The following is a 19,994-nucleotide window of genomic DNA, read 5'->3' as shown; positions in this document are numbered from 1 at the left end:
GTTTCGGCAGGCAAGACCAGGGAGCGTCCACGTCCATGGCCATCAAGAAGATTCTCGTCGCCAACCGGTCGGAAATCGCGATCCGCGTGTTCCGGGCAGCAAACGAACTGGGCCTGAAAACGGTCGCGGTGTTCGCCGAGGAAGACAGGCTCGCGCTGCACCGGTTCAAGGCCGACGAGGCGTATCTGATCGGGCAGGGCAAGGGCCCGGTGGAAGCCTATCTCCAGATCGACGAATACATCCGCGTGGCGCGGATTTCGGGAGCGGATGCCATCCATCCCGGCTATGGCCTTCTGGCCGAAAGTCCCGAATTTGCAGAAGCCTGCGCGGAAGCGGGGATCATCTTCATTGGCCCCAGAGCAGAGACTATGCGCGATCTGGGCAACAAGATCGCGGCCCGCAATCTGGCGATCGAGGCCGGGGTGCCGGTGGTTCCAGCGACGGAGCCTTTGCCCGACGACCTCGACCAGGTGGAAAAGATGGCCGCCGAGATCGGCTATCCGCTGATGCTCAAGGCAAGCTGGGGCGGCGGCGGGCGCGGCATGCGGCGCATCACCGACCCCAAGCAGTTGCGGACCGAGGTGTCAGAAGGCCGGCGCGAGGCCAAAGCGGCGTTTGGCAAGGACGAGATGTATCTCGAAAAGCTGGTCGAAAAGGCGCGGCACGTGGAAGTGCAACTGATTGGTGACGATCACGGCAATCTTGTGCATCTTTACGAGCGCGACTGCTCGGTACAGCGGCGCAATCAGAAGGTGGTCGAGTGGGCCCCGGCTCCGTATATGGGCGAAGAGACACGGGCGGGGCTGACCCAGGCGGCGCTCAAGCTGGGCCGCGCCGCCAATTACCGCTGCGCGGGGACGGTGGAATTCCTGCTCGATGTCGCCACCGGGGAATTCTACTTCATCGAAGTCAATCCGCGCATTCAGGTCGAGCATACGGTCACCGAAGAGGTGACGGGCATCGATATCGTCAAGGCCCAGATCAGGGTGATGGACGGCGCGGTGATCGGCACCCCGGAATCGGGGGTGCCGGCGCAAAAGGACATCCGGCTCAATGGCCATGCGCTGCAATGCCGGGTCACCACCGAGGACCCGGAGGAAAACTTCATCCCCGACTATGGCCGGATCACTGCCTATCGCGGCGCGACCGGGTTCGGGGTGCGGCTCGATGGCGGCACCGCCTATTCGGGCGCTGTGATCACCCGCTATTATGATCCGTTGCTGGAAAAGGTGACGTGCTGGGCGCCGACGGCGGACGAGGCGATTGCGCGGATGGATCGCGCGCTGCGCGAGTTTCGTATTCGCGGGGTGTCGACCAATCTGGCGTTCCTTGAGAACGTCATCACCCACCCCAAATTCCGCGACAACTCCTATACGACGCGCTTTATCGACGAAACGCCCGAGCTGTTCGATATTCCCAAGCGCAAGGACCGCGCGACCAAGCTTTTGACCTATATCGCCGATGTGACCGTCAACGGGCATCCCGAAGTGCGCGACCGTCCGCGCCCGCCCGCCAATGCGGCGGCACCACAGGTGCCGGACTATCCCGAGGATGCGGCTATCGACGGCAGCCGGCAGGTGCTCGACCGTGAGGGCGCGGCGGGGCTGGCCAACTGGATGAAGGCGCAGACGCGGGTGCTGTTTACCGACACCACTATGCGTGACGGGCATCAGAGCCTGCTGGCAACGCGGATGCGCACATTCGAGATGGGCAAGATCGCGGCTGCCTACAGCCGGGGTCTGCCCAATCTGTTCTCGCTCGAATGCTGGGGCGGGGCGACGTTCGACGTGGCGATGCGGTTCCTCAACGAGGACCCGTGGGAGCGGCTGGCGAAAATCCGCGAGGGCGCGCCCAATATCCTCACCCAGATGCTGCTGCGCGGTGCGAACGGGGTCGGCTACACGTCCTATCCCGACAATGTGGTGCAGTTCTTCGTGGCCAAGGCAGCCGAAGGCGGCATCGATATCTTCCGCGTGTTCGACAGCCTCAACTGGGTCGAGAACATGCGGGTCGCCATGGATGCGGTCAACGAGGCAGGCAAGGTCTGCGAAGGCGCGATCTGTTATACCGGCGATATTCTCGATCCGGACCGGGCCAAGTATGACCTCAAATATTATGTGGCGCTGGCCCGCGAGCTCGAAGCGGCAGGCGCGCATGTGCTCGGGCTCAAGGACATGGCCGGGCTGCTCAAGCCCGCTGCGGCCAGGAAGCTGATTTCAACCCTTAAGGAAGAAGTCGGCCTGCCGATTCATTTTCACACTCACGATACGTCGGGAGTGGCGGCGGCCACGGTGCTGGCGGCGTGCGATGCCGGGGTCGATGCGGTGGATGCGGCGATGGATGCCCTTTCTGGCACGACCAGCCAGCCGACGCTGGGATCGCTGGTGGCGGCGCTGGCCGATGGCGAGCGGGCCTCGGGGCTCGATATGCGGGCAATCCGCGATATCTCCTTCTACTGGGAGACGGCGCGCAACCAGTACCGGGCGTTTGAGAGCGATCTTAAGGGCGGGGCTTCGGAAGTCTATCTGCATGAAATGCCGGGCGGCCAGTTCACCAACCTCAAGGAGCAGGCGCGCTCGATGGGGCTGGAAACGCGCTGGCACGAAGTTGCCCAGACCTACGCGGACGTCAACCAGATGTTCGGCGATATCGTCAAGGTGACGCCGAGTTCCAAGGTTGTGGGCGATATGGCGCTGGCCATGGTGTCCTCGGGGCTAACCCGTGCCGATGTGGAAAATCCCGAAAAGGAAATCGCCTTCCCCGATTCCGTGGTCGGGTTCTTTGCCGGCGATCTGGGCCAGCCATATGGAGGCTTCCCGCAGGCGTTGCAGCATAAGGTGCTCAAGGGGCGCAAGGCGATGACCGAGCGTCCGGGCGCCTCCCTGGCACCGGCTGATCTCGAAGCCGAGCGCAAGAAGGCCGAAGAGGTATGCGGGGCCGGGATCGACGATTATCGTCTCGCGTCGTACCTGATGTATCCCAAGGTGTTTGCGGAGTTCTGCAAGGCGCAGGATCTTTACGGGCCGACCGAGGTGCTGCCGACGCCGGTGTATTTCTACGGCCTGGCTCCGTCCGACGAGATCATGGTTGAGCTCGAAAAGGGCAAGACGCTGGTTGTGCAGTATCTGGGCCGTTCGGAGACCGACGAAAAAGGCCGGGTCAAGGTATTCTTCGATCTCAACGGCCAGCCGCGCACCATCTCGGTGCCCGATCGCCTGCGGGCCGGGGATATCGTCGTGCGGCCCAAGGCGGCCATTGACGATGCGAGGCAGGTCGGGGCGCCGATGCCGGGGGTGATCTCATCGCTGGCGGTGCAGACCGGCCAGATGGTGGCGGCGGGCGATGTGTTGCTGACCATCGAGGCGATGAAGATGGAGACCGCGCTGCATGCGGAGGCGGCGGGCGTCGTGGCCGAAGTGCTGGTGCGCCCAGGCGACCAGATCGACGCCAAGGACCTGCTGGTCCGGCTCGAATAAGCCAGCGGGCGGCAAGGCCGCCCGCAAATACGGATGTAATTATGCCGGTTCGCGAGTGTATTGCGGACCGGTTCGGCGTTCAGATGACCCGCATCAGCATCAGGATGATGATGATCACCAGAATGACGCCCAGAATCCCGGTCGGACCATAGCCCCAGGCTCGCGAATAGCCCCATGTGGGCAGCGCCCCGATGAGGAGCAGGATCAGGATAATAATCAGAATCGTCGAAAGGCCCATTTCAGAAATCCTTTATGCTGCTATGGCCGTAAAGGATTTTGGGCTGAAAAGGTTCCGGCTGGAGCTCCTGATCTGATTGTATCAGATCAGGTTTCTACCGGCGGCGGGCGGTGCCATCGATAATGGGGCCATCCTTGGGGGCGGCCGCTGGCGCAGGCACCGGCAGCCGCGAGACAATCCAGCTCACGATGAGGGGGATGAGGATGATATCGTCCACCAGCCCCAGAAACGGGATGATGTCGGGCAGAAGATCCATCGGCCAGATGAGATAGAACGCGGCCAGAAGGGTCGCGGCCTTGAGATAGAGCGGGGTGCTCGGCGCCCAGAAGGCTTTCCAAAGCAGGAGCGCCTCCTTGCGAAACCGCAGGAAGCGAGGCAGCAGGAGGGAAGCGAAGCTTTTCATCATGGCAGATAAATAGGAAGGCGCGGGCGCGGTTCAAGGCCACAAGGTCACACCGGTGCAACATTGCGCTGATCAGGTGCTGGGCTTATGTGTGGGGGCAGAAGCGGCCAGATGCGCCACAGCGCGCCCTCGATCCGCAAACAAGGCTGAAAAAGGTTCCGTGATGGCAGGTCCCGCGCAACGCAACAGAACTGTCGGTGTCGATGTCGGCGGGGTGATAGTGGGCGGCGGCGCGCCGGTCGTTGTCCAGTCCATGACCAATACCGATACCGCCGATATCAATGCGACGGTGCGGCAGGTGATGGCGCTGGCCCGGGCCGGATCGGAGATCGTGCGCATCACCGTCGATCGCGATGAGGCCGCCGCAGCGGTGCCCATCATTCGTGACCGGCTGGCGGTTCTGGGGGTCGATGTGCCGCTGGTGGGCGATTTCCACTATATCGGCCACAAGCTGCTGTCGGACCATCCGGCCTGTGCCGAGGCGCTGGCCAAATACCGGATCAATCCGGGCAATGTCGGGTTCAAGGACAAGCGCGACAAGCAGTTTTCCCAGATGATCGACATCGCCAATCAGCATGGCAAGCCGGTCAGGATCGGGGTGAACTGGGGGTCGCTCGACCAGGAGTTGCTGACGGCGCTCATGGACGAGAACGCGGCGCGCGAGGCACCGTGGAGCGCGGCGCATGTCCAGCGCGAAGCGATCATCCGCTCCGCGCTGCTCTCGGCGGAGCGGGCCGAGGAATTGGGGATGGGGCGCGATCGGATCATCCTCTCCACCAAGGTGTCCGACGTGCAGCAGTTGATTGCGGTGTATCAGGACCTGGCGGCGCGGTGCGACTATGCCCTGCACCTGGGCCTGACCGAGGCGGGCATGGGCTCAAAGGGGATCGTGGCCTCGTCGGCGGCGATGGGCATTTTATTGCAGCAGGGCATCGGCGATACGATCCGCATTTCCCTGACCCCGGAACCGGGTGGAGACCGGACGCTGGAGGTCAAGGTCGCGCAGGAATTGTTGCAGACCATGGGGTTCCGGCAATTCGTGCCGGTGGTTGCCGCGTGTCCGGGATGCGGCCGCACGACATCGACGACGTTCCAGACCCTTGCCAAGGACATTCAGGACCATTTGTCGTCCTCGATGCCCGAGTGGCGCGAGAAATACCCCGGCGTGGAGGGGCTGTCGGTGGCGGTGATGGGGTGCATCGTCAACGGACCCGGCGAATCCAAGCACGCCGATATCGGCATATCGCTGCCCGGCACCGGTGAGGCTCCGGCAGCGCCGGTGTTCATCGAGGGCAAGAAGGTGACGACGCTGCGGGGCGAAGACGTTGCCGACCAGTTCAAGCAAATGGTTGCGGACTATATCGAAGGCCGGTTCGGGGCCGGGCTGACACGGCCAGCCGCGGAATAAAACCATCGGCTTGTGTTCAGGCCTTGCGCATGTCCTCAAGCAGAGCCTCGGCCAGCGGGCGGGCATCGCTTGCCTCGCTGGTCGGGACCGAAATGGCAAGGCCCTTGCCGGTGAGGCCGGAATTGATCCCCGGCAAGCCGCCATCGGTGATTTCACGCGGCGAAAACCCATGGGCCCGCAAGGCGGCGACCATCAGGCGCGCCACCGATTCCCGTTCCACATAGACGATGGGCTCATAATCGCTCATGGCGCTGCTCCGACAAAAAGGGGTGCGCGCATCATAGCACGCACCCCTTAAACGTCCGAAGCGTTTCCTTGTTGCAGGAGCGCTTGCGGGTCAGGCCGCCTTGCGCTCCACCATCATCTTCTTGATTTCGGCGATCGCCTTGGCCGGGTTCAAACCTTTGGGGCACACCTTGGTGCAGTTCATGATGGTGTGGCAGCGATAGAGCTTGAACGGATCTTCGAGATTATCGAGACGTTCGCTGGTGGCCTCATCGCGGCTGTCGATCAGCCAGCGATAAGCCTGCAACAGCACCGCTGGACCCAGATATTTTTCGCCGTTCCACCAATAGGATGGGCACGAGGTCGAGCAGCAGGCGCACAGGATGCACTCATAGAGGCCATCGAGCTTGGCGCGGTCTTCGCGGCTTTGCAGCCATTCGGTGTCGGGGGTCGGAGACTTGGTCTCCAACCAGGGCTGGATCGACTTGTGCTGCTCGTAAAAGGTCGAGAGGTCGGGGACCAGGTCCTTGACCACCGGCATGTGCGGCAGGGGATAGACCTTGACCGGACCTGAGGACACCTCGTCCATGCCGCGCGTACAGGCGAGCGTATTGGCGCCGTCGATATTCATCGAGCACGAGCCGCAAATGCCCTCGCGGCACGACCGGCGCAAGGTCAGCGTGGGGTCGATGTTGTTCTTGATCCACAACAGGGCGTCGAGCACCATCGGGCCGCAATCGTCGAGATCGACGAAATAGGTGTCGATGCGCGGGTTCTCTTGGGTGTCGGGATCGTAGCGATAGACGTGGTATTCGCGCAGGCGCGTCGCCCCTTCGGGCTTCGGCCATACCTTGCCCTTTTTGGGACGGGAGCGCTTGTCGAGGATCAGTTCAGCCATGTTCCCGCCTCTCCTTAGTAAACGCGCGCCTTGGGCGCGATCTTGTCCAGATCGATGCCGTCGGTCAGCGGTTCAGTGTGCACGGGGCGATAGTCGAGGGTGACAGTGCCTGCCTCGTCGACCCGGCTCAGGGTGTGTTTGCGCCAGTTGACGTCGTCGCGCTCGGTGAAATCCTCGCGAGCGTGTGCGCCACGGCTTTCCTTGCGGTTTTCCGCCGAATAGACCGTGGTGATGGCGTTGACCATCAGGTTTTCCAATTCCAGCGTCTCGACCAGATCGGAATTCCAGATCAACGAGCGGTCGGTGACCTTGAGGTCCGCCATCTCGCCCCACAGGGCGCTGATCCGGCGACAGCCTTCTTCAAGGGTGTCCTGGGTGCGGAACACGGCGGCGTCTTCCTGCATGGCGCGTTGCATCTTGTCCCGCAGTTTCGCCGTCGGGATAGCGCCATTGGCGTTCCGCAGCCGGTCGAACCGGGCCATGATCTTGTCTTCGGCGGCCTTGTTGACCTCCGGGATCGGGGCGTTGCGGTCGATGACTTCGCCAGCCCGAATGGCTGCGGCGCGGCCAAAAACCACGAGGTCGATCAGCGAGTTGGACCCGAGCCGGTTGGCTCCGTGGACCGACGCACAGCCCGCTTCGCCCACAGCCATCAGACCGGGGATCGTCGCGTCCGGTCCGCCATTGCGCGGGTCGATGGCTTCGCCGTGATAATTGGTGGGGATGCCGCCCATATTGTAGTGGACGGTAGGGATCACCGGAATCGGGTCGCGGGTGAGATCGACACCAGCGAAAATCTTGGCCGATTCCGAAATACCCGGCAGACGCTCATGCAGGACCGCCGGATCGAGGTGGTCGAGATGGAGGAAGATGTGGTCCTTCTTGGGACCCACGCCGCGGCCTTCCCGGATTTCGAGGGTCATGCAGCGGCTGACCACGTCGCGACTGGCAAGGTCCTTGGCGTTGGGTGCGTAACGCTCCATGAAGCGCTCACCCTCGGAGTTGACCAGATAGCCGCCTTCGCCGCGCGCGCCTTCGGTGATCAGGCAGCCCGAGCCGTAGATGCCGGTGGGGTGGAACTGGACGAATTCCATGTCCTGGAGCGGCAGGCCGGCGCGGGCGGCCATGCCATTGCCGTCGCCGGTGCAGGTGTGGGCGCTGGTGGCCGAGAAATAGGTGCGGCCATAACCGCCGGTTGCCAGAACCACCATCTTGGCGCGGAACCGGTGGATGGTGCCGTCATCGAGCTTCCAGGCGATCACGCCCTGGCACACGCCGTCATCGCTCATCAGCAGATCGAGGGCGAAATACTCGATGAAGAATTCAGCATTGTGGCGCAGCGACTGGCCATAGAGCGTGTGCAGGATGGCGTGGCCGGTGCGGTCGGCGGCGGCGCAGGTGCGTTGCACCGGGGGGCCATCGCCATAATTCTGCATGTGCCCGCCAAACGGGCGCTGATAAATCTTGCCCTCTTCGGTGCGCGAGAACGGTACGCCGTAATGTTCGAGTTCATAGACGGCCTGGGGCGCTTCGCGGGCCAGGTATTCCATGGCGTCGTTATCGCCCAGCCAGTCCGACCCCTTGACGGTGTCGTACATGTGCCACTGCCAGCTATCGGGGCCCATGTTGGACAGCGAAGCGGCAATTCCGCCCTGTGCGGCGACCGTATGGGAGCGGGTGGGGAACACCTTGGTGACGCAAGCGGTGGAAAACCCCTGCTCGGCCATGCCGAGCGCCGCGCGCAGCCCCGCGCCGCCGGCGCCGACCACCACGACATCATAGGCGTGGTCGATGATTTGGTAAGCCGAAGCCATGAGCCAACTAACCTCCGAAGGCGAGGACAAGTACCGAGATGGCGGCAATGATGCCGATCACCACGGTGAAAACCGTATTGAGCAGGGTCGAGAGTGCGAGCAACCGGGGCTCGTGCACATAGTCGAGAATGATCTCGTGCATGCCGATGCGCATATGCACCAGGGCCGCGCCGATCAGCACAAGCGCCGGAATCCAGACCAGCGGATGGGAAAAGGTCGCCACCATCTGGGCCCGGTCGGCACCGGCAAGGCTGACCACCAGCCAGATCAGGAAACCAACGAGGACGATATTGATGACCCCGGTGACACGCTGGCGGATGAAGGTGCCCGTACCCTTGTTACCCGTGTGAGTTGCCATGATGCCCGCCTCCCTCAGAACCAAACGAACAGCGCCCAGACCAGCAGCGTGGCGAGGACGGAAAAGACAAGGGTGGCCCAGGTGATCGCTTCGCGGCCGGTCCGCTCGAACCCGGCTCCGACATCCCAGATGAAGTGCTTGATGCCGCCTGCCATGTGGTGGAACAGCGTCCATGTATAAAGGAACAGGCCGATCTGGATGATCGGGTGGCCGAAAAAGCCCTGTACGGCGGCCAACTGGCTCTGTCCCAGAGCTGCCGCGCCCAGCCAGAGCACGAACAGTACCGTGCCCAGATAGAGGCCGACACCGAGAATGCGGTGCAGGATCGACAGGGACATGGTGAGGGTGAAGCGCCAGATGGAAAGATGCGGAGAGGTCGGTCGAAACTGTTGCGCCATGAATTGCCTCGATATGGCCCGCGTGAGGACGTCGGGCGCGACGGGGCCGGTTGCTCCGGCCATAGAACTCGCCAAACTTCTAATCGTGCTTTCCCCATTCGTCAAAGGGCAGCGGTTACATCTTTGGTCTGAAAGCCGTCAAAAACGGGTCCTGTACGGGCGGAAACGGCTGATTTCTCCATTAAAATTGCACAATGTTCATTGCTAACTTGCGAAAATTGCTCGGAAAATCCCTCTACTTGACCTAATGGGAAGGACCAGAGTGGCTGCGCGTGATATTCAAGCGCCGGGATTGAGGGCGATCTGTTTTGGCCGCAGCTTGATGACGGTCAGCACCAGTCCCAGAAACACCAGCGCCCCGCCGATCACATCGACAAGGAAAATGGGCTCGCCAAGGATCAGCACACCAGAGGAAATTCCGGCGACCGGCACCAAAAGGGTGAACGGGGCGACGGTCGCCGCCGAATGGCGAGACAGCAGCCAGCTCCAGGCGGCAAACCCGAACAGGGTTGCCGGGTAGGCAAGAAAAAAGATCAGCCCGACAACGTTCCAGCTGGGCGGCGCGAGCAGCATCAGCATGCCTGGTCCGCCCTCGAACGCGAAAGAGAGGGCAAACAACGCGATTGCGGCACACAGATTGCCCCACACGGTGAAGGGCAGCATGGGGATCGGGCCAGCCAGCTTCGATACAATATTGGCGATGCCCCAGCTCAATGCCCCAAGCATCAGGATGGCGAGCGAGAGGCCTTGCCCGTCCACGCCATGGCCCAGCGCAATGACGCCGATGCCGGAAAACGCGACGACAGCGCCCAGAATCTGCAGGCGGCGCGGCACCTCGCGAAATACGAAAAATGCCAGCCCGATGGTGAACATCGCCTGCACCTGCAAGGCCAGCGAGGCAAGGGAGGCCGACAGTCCCATCGCAAGGGTGAGATTGAGGAGCGCATAGAGCGCGCAGCCCATGAACAGCCCATAGGCAATGACCAGCCGCCAGGGCGCTGCGGGTCTGGGGATGAACAAGATCACCGGAACCGCCGCGAAAAAGAAGCGCAACGCGGCGACCAGCAGGGGCGGCAAAGCGACCAGGCTGAGCTTGATGACGGTGAAATTGACGCCCCAGATGGTGACGACGACAAGGGCGATGAGCACGTCGCGCAAGGGCATGGCAATGGACTTTCAATGGCCGCTAAGCCTGATCCATATCTATGGGCGGGTCAGGCCGGAGGGTGCCGGAGCATTCCATCGATCAGAACGACGATGGAATGCTCCACAATTGGTGGCATCGGGGATGCCAGGTCGGCGAACCGGCGCTAGCGCGTGCCGATTGCCATGTCTTCGAACCCCGGCGCGGTGCCCCAGGCATAAAGCTGAGTGGTGGCCCGCAAGCCGTGGATCTGGAACGGGTCCTCGGCGATGATCTTTTCGACCTCGGCGCGGCTGTCGGCCTCAAAGATCCACAGCCCGCCGACCGGATTTGCCTCGGCATCGGGACGGACCGCGCCCGCGAGCACGATCTGTCCCTTGTACTTGCGCAAATAGGCCTGATGCGCCGCTGTATGGGCGGCGCGGATCTCGGCTCCGTCGCTCCGGTCGGTGAAAAAGGCCGCCCAGCGCATCATGCTGCCTTTTTCATCAGGCCGCGTTCAATCAGCGTTTCGGCGATCTGGATGGTGTTGAGGGCAGCGCCCTTGCGCAGATTGTCCGAGACCACCCACATGGCCAGTCCGTTTTCCACCGTGACGTCTTCACGGATACGGCTGACATAGGTGGCGTCTTCGCCCTTGGCATCGACGGGGGTGATGTAGCCACCGGCTTCGCGCTTGTCGACAACAACGATCCCCGGCGCTTCGCGCAGGGCCTCGCGGGCCTGGTCGGGCGTGATGGGATTGGCAAATTCCATATTGACCGCTTCGGAGTGACCCACAAAGACCGGGACGCGCACAGCGGTGCAGGTCACCTTGATCCGCGAATCGAGTATCTTTTTGGTTTCGGCCAGAACCTTCCACTCTTCCTTGGTGTAGCCGTCCTCCATGAAGTCATCGATATGGGGGATGACGTTGAAGGCGATCTGCTTAGAGAACTTGGCAGCGGTTGGTTGGTCGTTGACGAAGATGCCCTTGGTCTGGGTCCACAGCTCGTCCATGCCTTCCTTACCGGCACCGGACACCGACTGGTAGGTGGAGACCACCACGCGGGTCAGGGTCGCCAGATCGTGCAGCGGCTTGAGTGCCACCACCAACTGGGCGGTCGAGCAATTGGGATTGGCAATGATGTTCTTGCGATTGGAGCGCGCCATATAGGCGTCGAGCACATCGCCGTTGACCTCGGGGACGACCAGCGGCACGTCCTCATGGTAGCGCCAGGCCGACGAGTTATCGATGACGATCGCGCCGGTTGCGCCGATCTTGGGGGCCCATTGGCGCGAAATGTCGCCACCGGCGCTCATCATCACGAAATCGGTGCCCGCGAAATCATAGTCGTCGAGATTGCGGCACTTGACGGTCTTGTCGCCGAAGCTGACTTCGCGTCCGACCGAGCGCGAGGAGGCCAGCGGCACGATCTCGGAAACCGGGAAATTGCGCTCGGCCATGATGTCGAGGATTTCGCGGCCCACATTGCCTGTGGCGCCGACGATAGCGACCTTGTAACCCATCTTGGTTTTTGTCCTTTCACCCACCTCCCCGCATCGCGGGATTGCCCGCTCGGCCGTCAAGGGCTTTGTCGCCCTCCCCGCGGGGAGGTTCGGCCCGGGGAGTGCGTCAAGCGGTTTTGGTGGTGGTTTTGACTGTGAACGGCATAGCCCCGGCGGAAACGCCGGGCGCAAAGAGCAGCATTGTCATGGTCGTTGCGGCCATGGTTGCGGTTCCTGCCGTTGGGGTTCCGTCTCATACGCCGTTAACGGGCTTTTGCCAAGTGGTCGCCGACAGGGGCAGCGGCGGGCGCTCCGATCAGAATTTGAAGCCGATCATCAGACCCAGATTGGAAAGCCCGTCATTGGGCTGGCAGATTTCCAGATTGGACATGTGCTCATAGCGCAAGGTCAGGGTGACGTTGTCGCTCACATGCGCCCCAATGCCAGCGGCTTCGTAGAAATTGAAGGAACAGCCGAAATTGCGGGCCGGACGGGTTGCGCCGGTCAGCGCGCCATCGGTCACGGCGGCGCCAAAGCCGAGTTCGAGATAAAGCGGGGTGTCGAACACCGGAATTTGCCAGTTGAGATTGGCGTGGACGAGATTTTCGCGGCCTGCCAGCGACAGCGTCGCACCGATTTCCGCGCGCGGCGAGCCGATCCATTCAAACGCCGCGATATCGGGCGAGGCAAACAGCGCGGCGAATTTGACGTCCTCCAGACGGGTCAGATCCCAATTGGGTCCGGTGGGCAGAAAGCCGCCATAGGCCGAATGGTAGAAAACGCCGGCCCGCAGTTCTTCCAGTCCGAAATCCTGCGCCTGCGCCGGTGCGGTCAGCGCTCCTGCGAAGAGGGCCGCAGCCATCAAAGGTTTACTCAACACCGCGTACGCCATGATATTCCGCTACCCCTTGAGGCCCGCAACTGCGATCGGACCGAACCGCAAAACCCTTAGCATCATGATGGCGCTTTCGCCACCGGGGATGTGCATTTGGCGTGGCTGCAAATAAATCGTAAGTTAACGATGGAAGCTGTCTTGAACCGGTCGGCGGCTTCTCCCATGTTGGCCGGATGACTTTACCCCCGCTTTCCGTTCAGGACCTTGCGTCCATCTCCGAGGGCCATTCAAGCACCCAGGCGCTAGCCCGCACCCTCGACCTTGCCCGGCTTGCCGAAGAGTTGGGCTTTGCCCGTCTCTGGTATGCCGAACACCACGGGATGGCGTCGATCGCGTCGTCTTCCCCGGAAGTTCTCATCGCCAACGCGGCGGCTCACACTTCCCGCATCCGTGTCGGCGCGGGCGGGGTGATGCTGCCCAACCACGTGCCGCTGCGGGTTGTCGAAACCTACAGGACCCTGAACGGGCTGTATCCCGATCGTATCGATCTGGGCATCGGGCGGGCCGGGGGCTCGGACGGGCTGACCTTACGCGCGCTGCGGTCGACGGGCGGCGAGGATTTCCCCCATGAGTTCGCCGAGATGCTCGCCTTCGAGCAGAATGGGTTTCCTGATGACCACCCGTTCCGCAAGGTCAAGGTCGCTCCTGCTGATATCGCGTTGCCGCCGATCTGGATGCTGGGTTCGTCGGGCGCATCGGCGCAGATGGCCGGGCAGTATGGCATTGGCTATGCGTTCGCCTCCCATTTCTCGCCAACCCCGGCGGGTCCGGCTTTCCGGGCGTATCGCACTGCCTTCCGGCCGTCCGCACGGTTCGAAAAGCCCCATGCTATCCTGTGCGTGGCGGTGATCTGCGCGCCGACAGACGAGGAAGCGCACTATCTGTCGAAATCAATGGAGCTGATGTGGCTGCGGCTGCGGTCGGGCGACCCGCAAAAAATCGCGTCGCCCGAAGCGGCTGACGCTCATCCCTGGACCGAAGGCGAGCGCGCCTTTGTCGAGAGCCAATCCAATCTGTGGATCGTGGGCAGTCCGGAGACGGTGAAGGCAAAAATCGTGGAAAAGGTGAACGAGACCGTCGCCGACGAGGTGATGGTTTCAACCACCATCTTTGATTACGATAAACGGCTGGAGAGCTATCGGCTGCTCAAGGAGATTTGGGATGCCTGAGGGGGGAGGGGCAGGTCGCCCCTCATCCGACCCGGCTTCGCCGGCCCACCTTCTCCCTCAAGGGGAGAGGGGAAGTAGAACACAAACGTGCGTCAAGAGCCCCCTCTCCCCTTGAGGGAGAGGGGCGTGCTGAGTTGGCCGGATCAGCCCAGTTTGGCGATGATGGCGTCGCCCATTTCGGAGGTCGTTACCTTGCGGCAACCGGTCTGCATGATGTCGCCGGTGCGCAGACCATCTTCGAGCACATCGGAAATCGCCGTTTCGAGCTGCGTGGCCAGATCGACCATGCCGAAGGAATAACGCAGCGCCATGGCGAAGCTGGCGATCATGGCGATGGGGTTGGCCAGGCTCTGGCCGGCAATGTCGGGCGCGGAACCGTGCACTGGCTCATAGAGCGCCTTGCGCTTGCCGGTCTGCGGGTCGGGCGCGCCCAGCGAAGCCGACGGCAGCATGCCCAGCGATCCGGTGAGCATGGCGGCGGCGTCGGAAAGGATATCGCCGAACAAATTGTCGGTGACCATCACGTCGAATTGCTTGGGATTGCGCACCAGTTGCATCGCCGCGTTATCGGCGAGGATGTGCTGCAATTCGATCTCAGGGTAATCGGCTGCGGCCTGCTTGACCACTTCGTCCCAGAGCACACCGGACTTCATGACATTCTTCTTGTCGGCAGAATGCACCTTCTTGCCGCGCGTCATGGCGAGGTCGAAGGCGACCCGGGCGATGCGGTCGATCTCGTAGCTCTCATAGACCTGGGTATCAACGGCGCGCTTCTGGCCATTGCCCAGATCGGTGATTTCCTTGGGCTCGCCAAAATAGACGCCGCCGGTCAACTCGCGCACGATCAGGATATCGAGGCCTTCGACCAGTTCCTTTTTCAGGGATGACGCATCAGCCAGCGCCGAATAGCAGATGGCCGGGCGCAAATTGGCAAACAGGCCCAGATCCTTGCGCAGACGCAGCAATCCGGCTTCGGGGCGGACTTCATAGGGGACATCGTCCCATTTCGGGCCGCCGACCGCGCCGAAAATCACCGCATCGGTAGCCAGTGCCTTTTCCATGTCGCCTTCGGAAATCGCCACGCCATGCGCATCATAGGCGCAGCCGCCAACAAGGCCCTTGTCGTAGGTGAAATCCGTGAGGCCCTTGGCGTTGAGATGGGCAATGAGCTTTTCGACCTCGGCCATGATTTCGGTGCCGATGCCGTCGCCGGGCAGAAGGAAAAGGGTGCTGGAAGCCATGAGTGTTCGTTCTCGAAACTGGGTTTTGCGATCGCGCGGAGGAAGTCGGGGTCAGACCCAGGGGCGGTTGTCGGCCATCTGGCCTTCGAACCCCGAGATGGTCGCATCTTTCTTGAGGGTCATGGCGATGTCGTCGAGACCTTCGAGCAGGACCTGCTTGCGGCCCGGATCGATATCGAAATGGATGGTGCCACCATCCGGGCCGGAAATGGTCTGGGCTTCGAGATCGACGGTGAGGGTGGCGTTGGAGCCGCGATTGGCGTCATCGAGCAGCAATTCGAGCTGTTCAGGCGTGACGACGATGGGCAGGATGCCGTTCTTGAAGCAGTTGTTGTAGAAGATGTCGGCGAAGCTGGTGGAGATCACGCAGCGCACGCCAAAATCGAGCAGTGCCCACGGCGCGTGTTCGCGCGAGGAACCACAGCCGAAATTGTCACCGGCGATGATGATTCTTGCGTCGCGATAGCCCGGCTTGTTGAGGACGAAGTCGGGCTTTTCGGTGCCGTCTTCATTATAGCGCATCTCGGAAAACAGCGCGGAGCCGAGCCCGGTGCGCTTGATAGTCTTGAGATACTGCTTGGGGATGATCATGTCGGTATCGATGTTGATGATCGGCATGGGGGCGGCAACGCCCGTCAGTGTCGTGAACTTATCCATCCTGGCAAAATATCCCCGATAGCGGCCGGCAGCGGCGCGTGAGTGCTCGCCGTACCCGGCGGTACGTTTTCTGTCGCTTGTATCTAATGCAATCGCCGGGCCTTGCCAAGCATGTGCGGCGCGACAACTGCGCCGCGCGGTGCATTGCCTTGGGCGATGCGGACGACGTAAGCTGCACGCATCTTTTGACCAAAGGATAAAAAATGACGCCGCATAATAACGCGAAGGCCGGAGATTACGCTCAGGCGGTGCTGCTTCCGGGTGATCCGCTGCGCGCCAAATGGATCGCCGAGACGTTTCTGTCCAATGCACGCCAGGTCAATTCCGTCCGCAATTGTCTTGGCTATACGGGTATGTGGAACGGCAAGCCCGTTTCGGTGCAGGCGACCGGCATGGGGCAGCCATCGACGGCGATTTATGTCCATGAGTTGCTGGAGACCTATGGGGTGCGCAAGCTGGTGCGCGTGGGCACCTGTGGCGGGCTCAACACCGCAGTGAAGGTCCGCGACGTGGTGATCGGGGCGGCGGCCTCGACCGATTCGACCATCGTGAAATCGGCCTTCGGCAACTATAACTTCGCGCCCGCCGCCGATTTCGCGCTGCTGCGCGCCGCCGATGATGCCGCGCGGTCGCGGGGCAAGCGGGTGCATGTGGGCGGGATCGTCTCGTCGGATATCTTTTATCATCCCAACGGGCTCGAAGCCTATGGCAGGCTGATCGATCACGGGGTGCTGGGTGTCGAGATGGAAGCGGCGACCATCTATATGCTTGCGGCGCGCTTCAAGGCGCAGGCGCTGGCCATCTGCACCATGACCGATTGCCTGATCACCGGCGAAGAGATCGACGCGGACGCCCGGCAGAACTCACTCGAAGACATGGTGGAAATCGCGCTGGAGGTGGCGACGGGCGGGTAGGGACGATGAGGGAGGATTCCCTCATCATCCTAGTCACTGGTCACTGGCGGGCCTTCCCTGGAAGAGAAGGCCCATGGATCGTTCAGTGCCGGAAGTGCCGCATGCCGGTGAACACCATGGCGAGGCCGGCTGCGTCGGCGGCGGCGATCACTTCCTCGTCGCGCACCGAACCGCCCGGCTGGATCACTGCCGTGGCACCGGCTTCGACCAGCGCTTCGAGGCCGTCCGCGAAGGGAAAGAAGGCGTCTGAGGCGACGACGGACCCTTGGGTCAGCGCGCCGGTCTGCCCGGCTGCGATGGCAGCATCCTGGGACTTGCGGTGGGCGGTGCGGGCGGAATCGACCCGGCTCATCTGGCCCGCGCCGATCCCGACGGTCGCGCCGTCCTTCACATAGACAATGGCGTTGGATTTCACGTGCTTGGCGACCTTGGCGGCGATCAGCAGGTCGGCCATCTCCCCTTCGGTCGGCGCGCGTTTGGTCACGACCTTGAGGTCGCAATCTTCGGCATTGGCGTTGTCGCGGGTCTGCACCAAAAGGCCTCCCGCCACCGAGCGCACGGTGAGCCCCTCGGACTTTGCATCGGGCAGGGTGTCGGTCAGCAACAGGCGCAGGTTCTTTTTCGCCGCAATGATGTCGATGGCCTCGTCGCTGGCGCCTGGGGCGATGATCACCTCGGTGAAGAGCTTGACGATTTCGGTTGCCGCCGTCGCGTCGAGCGGACGGTTGAGGGCGACGATGCCGCCAAAAGCGGAAACCGGATCGCAGCGCCGGGCCGCCTCATAGGCTTCGAGCAGGGTTGCGCCCTGCCCAACGCCGCAGGGGTTGGCGTGCTTGATGATAGCGACGGCGGCTGTCTTAGCGGGATCGAATTCGGCAACAAGCTCGAAGGCAGCGTCGGTGTCGTTGATGTTGTTGAACGACAATTGCTTGCCCTGCACCTGGGTGGCGGTGGCGACGCCGGGGCGGTTGGAGCCATCGGTATAGAACGCCGCCCATTGGTGCGGGTTTTCGCCATAGCGCATGGTCTCGCGCAGACCGCCGGCAAACGAGCGCCAGGCGAGATCCGGCTTATCGAGGGTTTTGGCGAACCAGTTGGAGACCCCGGCATCATAGGCGGCGGTGCGCGAGAAGGCCTTGGCGGCGTAGAGCTGGCGCGCAGGCAGCGGCACCTCGCCGTGCTCCTTGAGGGCGGCAAGCACGTCGGCATAGTCGGACGGATCGACGATGATCGTCACGTCCTTGTGGTTCTTGGCCGCCGCGCGGATCATGGCAGGGCCGCCAATGTCGATGTTCTGGATCACTTCGTCATAATCGGCGCCCTTGGCGACGGTCTCGGCGAAGGGGTAGAGGTTGACGACCACGAGATCGATGGCAGTAATGTCGTGGATGCGCATGGCGCTGCGATGCGTCTCGTTGGAGCGGATACCCAGCAGCGCGCCATGGACCTTGGGGTGAAGGGTCTTGACCCGCCCATCCATGATTTCGGGAAAGCCGGTAACTTCGGAAATATCGATGACCGGCAGGCCCGCATCGGCCAGCGCCTTGCGTGTGCCCCCGGTCGAGATGATCTCCACGCCCAGCGCGACCAGCGCCGTGGCCAGATCAACGATGCCTGTCTTGTCGGATACCGAAAGCAGAGCCCGTTTGATCTTTGTTGCGCCCGATTGCACCATGGGATTGTTCCTTGCCGTATCTATCGAGGGGGAGCGATGCGCGCCGCCCTAACATGGTTTGGGCGTCGTGCAAACCCGGCCAAGCGCCGCGGCGGGGCAGATCACGATTGTTGCGTGAAGACCCAGGCGATTTCGGCATTGGGCCGGGCGGGACCCGAGAGCACGATCTGACGCGTACGGTGCAGCCCGAAATGGGCGGAATGGCGCACGCTGTCGTCAATATCGGCCTCGGCTCCTTCCCATAGAAAGGCCCAGACCTCGCCATTGCGGTGCAGCAGCCGAATCATGTCGCCGTCATCGGTGCGCTCGACCTCGCAGCCGGGGGCGAGATGGAAGCGGATCGAAAATCGTCCCTGCTCTCTGGCGGCAGCGTCGGTGGCAACGAACCGGTCCTGCCCCACAAGGGTGCGTCCATCGCCCATGAGGGTCAGCCGGCGCTCGATATCGAGCCCATAGCGCTTGCGGTAAGCGCTGGTGGCAAGTTCGAGGGAGTTTTCCGCTTCGTGCAGCGCAAGGCGGGGGGGCGGGCCGCTAAAGGGACGCAAGGCTTCCCCTGCCAGTCCGCCTGTGCCGATGCGGGCGCTGGAATGATCCTCGATCGTGGGCGCGCTATGGGCGGAGCTATGGCGGAACAGCGCGCGGCTCTCCGCCAAGGCGCCGGGAGCCGGACCGCAATTGCCCACCACAAGGGTCGAGCCACAGGCATATTCGAAGCTGAGCGCCCCGGCATGGGCGTCGCGGGCAAAGGCGAGGGGCGGCACAAGCCCTGAATCGGCAACCAGCTTGCCGGGACCATCGACCAGGATGCCATAGCCCCCGCAGAGGCCCGACCCACTGGCCCGGACGCCCGATTGGGCCGCGACCGCGAGAACGATTTCGACCGGTAGCTGGCCGCTGCCGTTGGCAAACACCGGTTCGCGGGTGCCCAGCACCAATTTCTCCAGCGCCCGGTGCATGGTTTCGATGCGCCGACCCAAGCCCGCCGAAAGGGAACCGTGACGCTGGCCAAGGGCGTGATTGACCGGAATGAGTTCGGTCAGCAGCTGGATCTGGGAGAAGGGATTGCGATTGCGCACCAGCCCGTCGGCATCGAGCGCTGCCCCGAGCAGGGCTTCGAGCTTGCGCACATGGCTGGCCAAGTCACGGCTGTCTTCAGCCTCGCTGAGGGCCGCGCCGGTGAGCGCCGTCTCCACCATCAGCCGCACGATGGGATCGTGGGCAAGGGGAGAGCGCACCTTGAGCGACTGGATTTGCACCGACAGGGTGCGGGCGATGGCGCGGGTCTGGTCCGGCGTCGCACCCTCTTCGAGCAGGGCGAGCGATTTCAGCCAGTTGAGCACCCGGCGTGCGGTGATGAAGGGTTCCCAGGCGTCGTGGTCGAACTGGCCATAGCGCCCGATCCAGTCGAGCACCAGGGTGCGGGCAAAAGAGCGCTGGCCGGGATCGGTCAGGGCGGAAAAATGCCGCAGCCAGCCGAAACTGTGCAGATCGGCAAACCACGCATCGGCGTCGGTATCCACGCCGAAGGGGGAGGCACCGCCGGTTTCGACCATGCGCGAGGCCAGCAGATACTGGCCGTCCATCATTTCGAGA

19 protein-coding genes are annotated in these 19,994 nt (G+C 62.6%); 4 read left to right on the top strand and 15 right to left on the bottom strand.

Features of this window, described 5'->3' with window-relative positions:
* Window positions 1–35: 35 nt before the first annotated feature.
* Entirely contained in the window at window positions 36–3,476 is a 3,441-nt protein-coding gene (gene pyc, locus VNS12_RS11430; RefSeq protein WP_325487967.1) for a pyruvate carboxylase, read from the top strand.
* Window positions 3,477–3,555: 79 nt separating this feature from the next.
* On the opposite strand, the gene VNS12_RS11425 is transcribed toward pyc, so the two are convergent.
* Complete coding sequence (locus tag VNS12_RS11425; protein ID WP_325487966.1) at window positions 3,556–3,714, bottom strand: DUF3309 family protein; 159 nt, start codon at window positions 3,712–3,714, stop codon at window positions 3,556–3,558.
* Between the two features lie 94 nt (window positions 3,715–3,808).
* Window positions 3,809–4,120, bottom strand: coding sequence for a YkvA family protein (locus VNS12_RS11420; RefSeq protein ID WP_325487965.1), 312 nt, complete (start codon window positions 4,118–4,120; stop codon window positions 3,809–3,811).
* A 160-nt stretch (window positions 4,121–4,280) separates the two neighbouring features.
* On the opposite strand from VNS12_RS11420, the gene ispG reads away from it, so the two are divergent.
* Window positions 4,281–5,525 carry a flavodoxin-dependent (E)-4-hydroxy-3-methylbut-2-enyl-diphosphate synthase gene (ispG, locus tag VNS12_RS11415; RefSeq protein WP_325487964.1) on the top strand — a complete coding sequence of 415 codons (1,245 nt, stop codon included), beginning with the start codon at window positions 4,281–4,283 and terminating at the stop codon, window positions 5,523–5,525.
* 16 nt (window positions 5,526–5,541) lie between these two features.
* Here the strand turns inward: ispG and VNS12_RS11410 are convergent, their stop codons facing one another.
* From VNS12_RS11410 to VNS12_RS11370, 9 genes are all read right to left on the bottom strand, one after another.
* Entirely contained in the window at window positions 5,542–5,772 is a 231-nt protein-coding gene (locus VNS12_RS11410) for a hypothetical protein (protein WP_325487963.1), read from the bottom strand.
* Between the two features lie 90 nt (window positions 5,773–5,862).
* Window positions 5,863–6,648, bottom strand: a complete 786-nt coding sequence (locus VNS12_RS11405) for a succinate dehydrogenase iron-sulfur subunit (RefSeq protein WP_325487962.1) — start codon at window positions 6,646–6,648, stop codon at window positions 5,863–5,865.
* Between the two features lie 14 nt (window positions 6,649–6,662).
* Window positions 6,663–8,462 (bottom strand): succinate dehydrogenase flavoprotein subunit, encoded by a 1,800-nt coding sequence (sdhA, locus tag VNS12_RS11400; protein ID WP_325487961.1) that lies wholly within the window; start codon window positions 8,460–8,462, stop codon window positions 6,663–6,665.
* A gap of 7 nt (window positions 8,463–8,469) precedes the next feature.
* Complete coding sequence (gene sdhD, locus VNS12_RS11395) at window positions 8,470–8,820, bottom strand: succinate dehydrogenase, hydrophobic membrane anchor protein (RefSeq protein ID WP_325487960.1); 351 nt, start codon at window positions 8,818–8,820, stop codon at window positions 8,470–8,472.
* Window positions 8,821–8,834: 14 nt separating this feature from the next.
* A complete protein-coding gene (gene sdhC, locus VNS12_RS11390; RefSeq protein WP_325487959.1) occupies window positions 8,835–9,218 on the bottom strand; it encodes a succinate dehydrogenase, cytochrome b556 subunit in 384 nt (127 codons plus the stop codon).
* A 279-nt stretch (window positions 9,219–9,497) separates the two neighbouring features.
* Entirely contained in the window at window positions 9,498–10,382 is an 885-nt protein-coding gene (locus VNS12_RS11385; RefSeq protein ID WP_325487958.1) for an EamA family transporter, read from the bottom strand.
* Window positions 10,383–10,528: 146 nt separating this feature from the next.
* Window positions 10,529–10,837 (bottom strand): YciI family protein, encoded by a 309-nt coding sequence (locus VNS12_RS11380; RefSeq protein ID WP_325487957.1) that lies wholly within the window; start codon window positions 10,835–10,837, stop codon window positions 10,529–10,531.
* The gene (locus tag VNS12_RS11375; RefSeq protein ID WP_325487956.1) at window positions 10,834–11,871 is read right to left on the bottom strand and encodes an aspartate-semialdehyde dehydrogenase; all 1,038 of its coding nucleotides are present in this window, start codon (window positions 11,869–11,871) and stop codon (window positions 10,834–10,836) included. Before VNS12_RS11375 ends, VNS12_RS11380 begins: the two co-directional genes overlap by 4 nt.
* A 295-nt stretch (window positions 11,872–12,166) precedes the next feature.
* On the bottom strand, window positions 12,167–12,712 hold the full coding sequence (locus VNS12_RS11370) for an acyloxyacyl hydrolase (RefSeq protein WP_325487955.1): 546 nt from the start codon (window positions 12,710–12,712) through the stop codon (window positions 12,167–12,169).
* Window positions 12,713–12,918: 206 nt separating this feature from the next.
* Here VNS12_RS11370 and VNS12_RS11365 point away from each other — a divergent pair, with 206 nt between their 5' ends.
* Window positions 12,919–13,914, top strand: coding sequence for an LLM class flavin-dependent oxidoreductase (locus tag VNS12_RS11365; protein ID WP_325487954.1), 996 nt, complete (start codon window positions 12,919–12,921; stop codon window positions 13,912–13,914).
* A 143-nt stretch (window positions 13,915–14,057) separates the two neighbouring features.
* On the opposite strand, the gene leuB is transcribed toward VNS12_RS11365, so the two are convergent.
* Complete coding sequence (leuB, locus tag VNS12_RS11360; protein ID WP_325487953.1) at window positions 14,058–15,155, bottom strand: 3-isopropylmalate dehydrogenase; 1,098 nt, start codon at window positions 15,153–15,155, stop codon at window positions 14,058–14,060.
* A 51-nt stretch (window positions 15,156–15,206) separates the two neighbouring features.
* Entirely contained in the window at window positions 15,207–15,812 is a 606-nt protein-coding gene (gene leuD, locus VNS12_RS11355; protein WP_325487952.1) for a 3-isopropylmalate dehydratase small subunit, read from the bottom strand.
* A 203-nt stretch (window positions 15,813–16,015) separates the two neighbouring features.
* On the opposite strand from leuD, the gene deoD reads away from it, so the two are divergent.
* A complete protein-coding gene (gene deoD / locus VNS12_RS11350) occupies window positions 16,016–16,726 on the top strand; it encodes a purine-nucleoside phosphorylase (protein WP_325487951.1) in 711 nt (236 codons plus the stop codon).
* An 82-nt stretch (window positions 16,727–16,808) separates the two neighbouring features.
* Here the strand turns inward: deoD and purH are convergent, their stop codons facing one another.
* The gene (purH, locus tag VNS12_RS11345) at window positions 16,809–18,401 is read right to left on the bottom strand and encodes a bifunctional phosphoribosylaminoimidazolecarboxamide formyltransferase/IMP cyclohydrolase (protein ID WP_325487950.1); all 1,593 of its coding nucleotides are present in this window, start codon (window positions 18,399–18,401) and stop codon (window positions 16,809–16,811) included.
* Between the two features lie 101 nt (window positions 18,402–18,502).
* On the bottom strand, window positions 18,503–19,994 hold a 1,492-nt coding region (locus tag VNS12_RS11340), incomplete at its 5' end, for a heparinase II/III family protein (RefSeq protein WP_325487949.1).

It is taken from the genome of Pelagibacterium sp., assembly GCF_035555455.1.
Lineage (GTDB): Bacteria > Pseudomonadota > Alphaproteobacteria > Rhizobiales > Devosiaceae > Pelagibacterium.
This window is presented reverse-complemented; position numbering and strand designations above follow the sequence as displayed.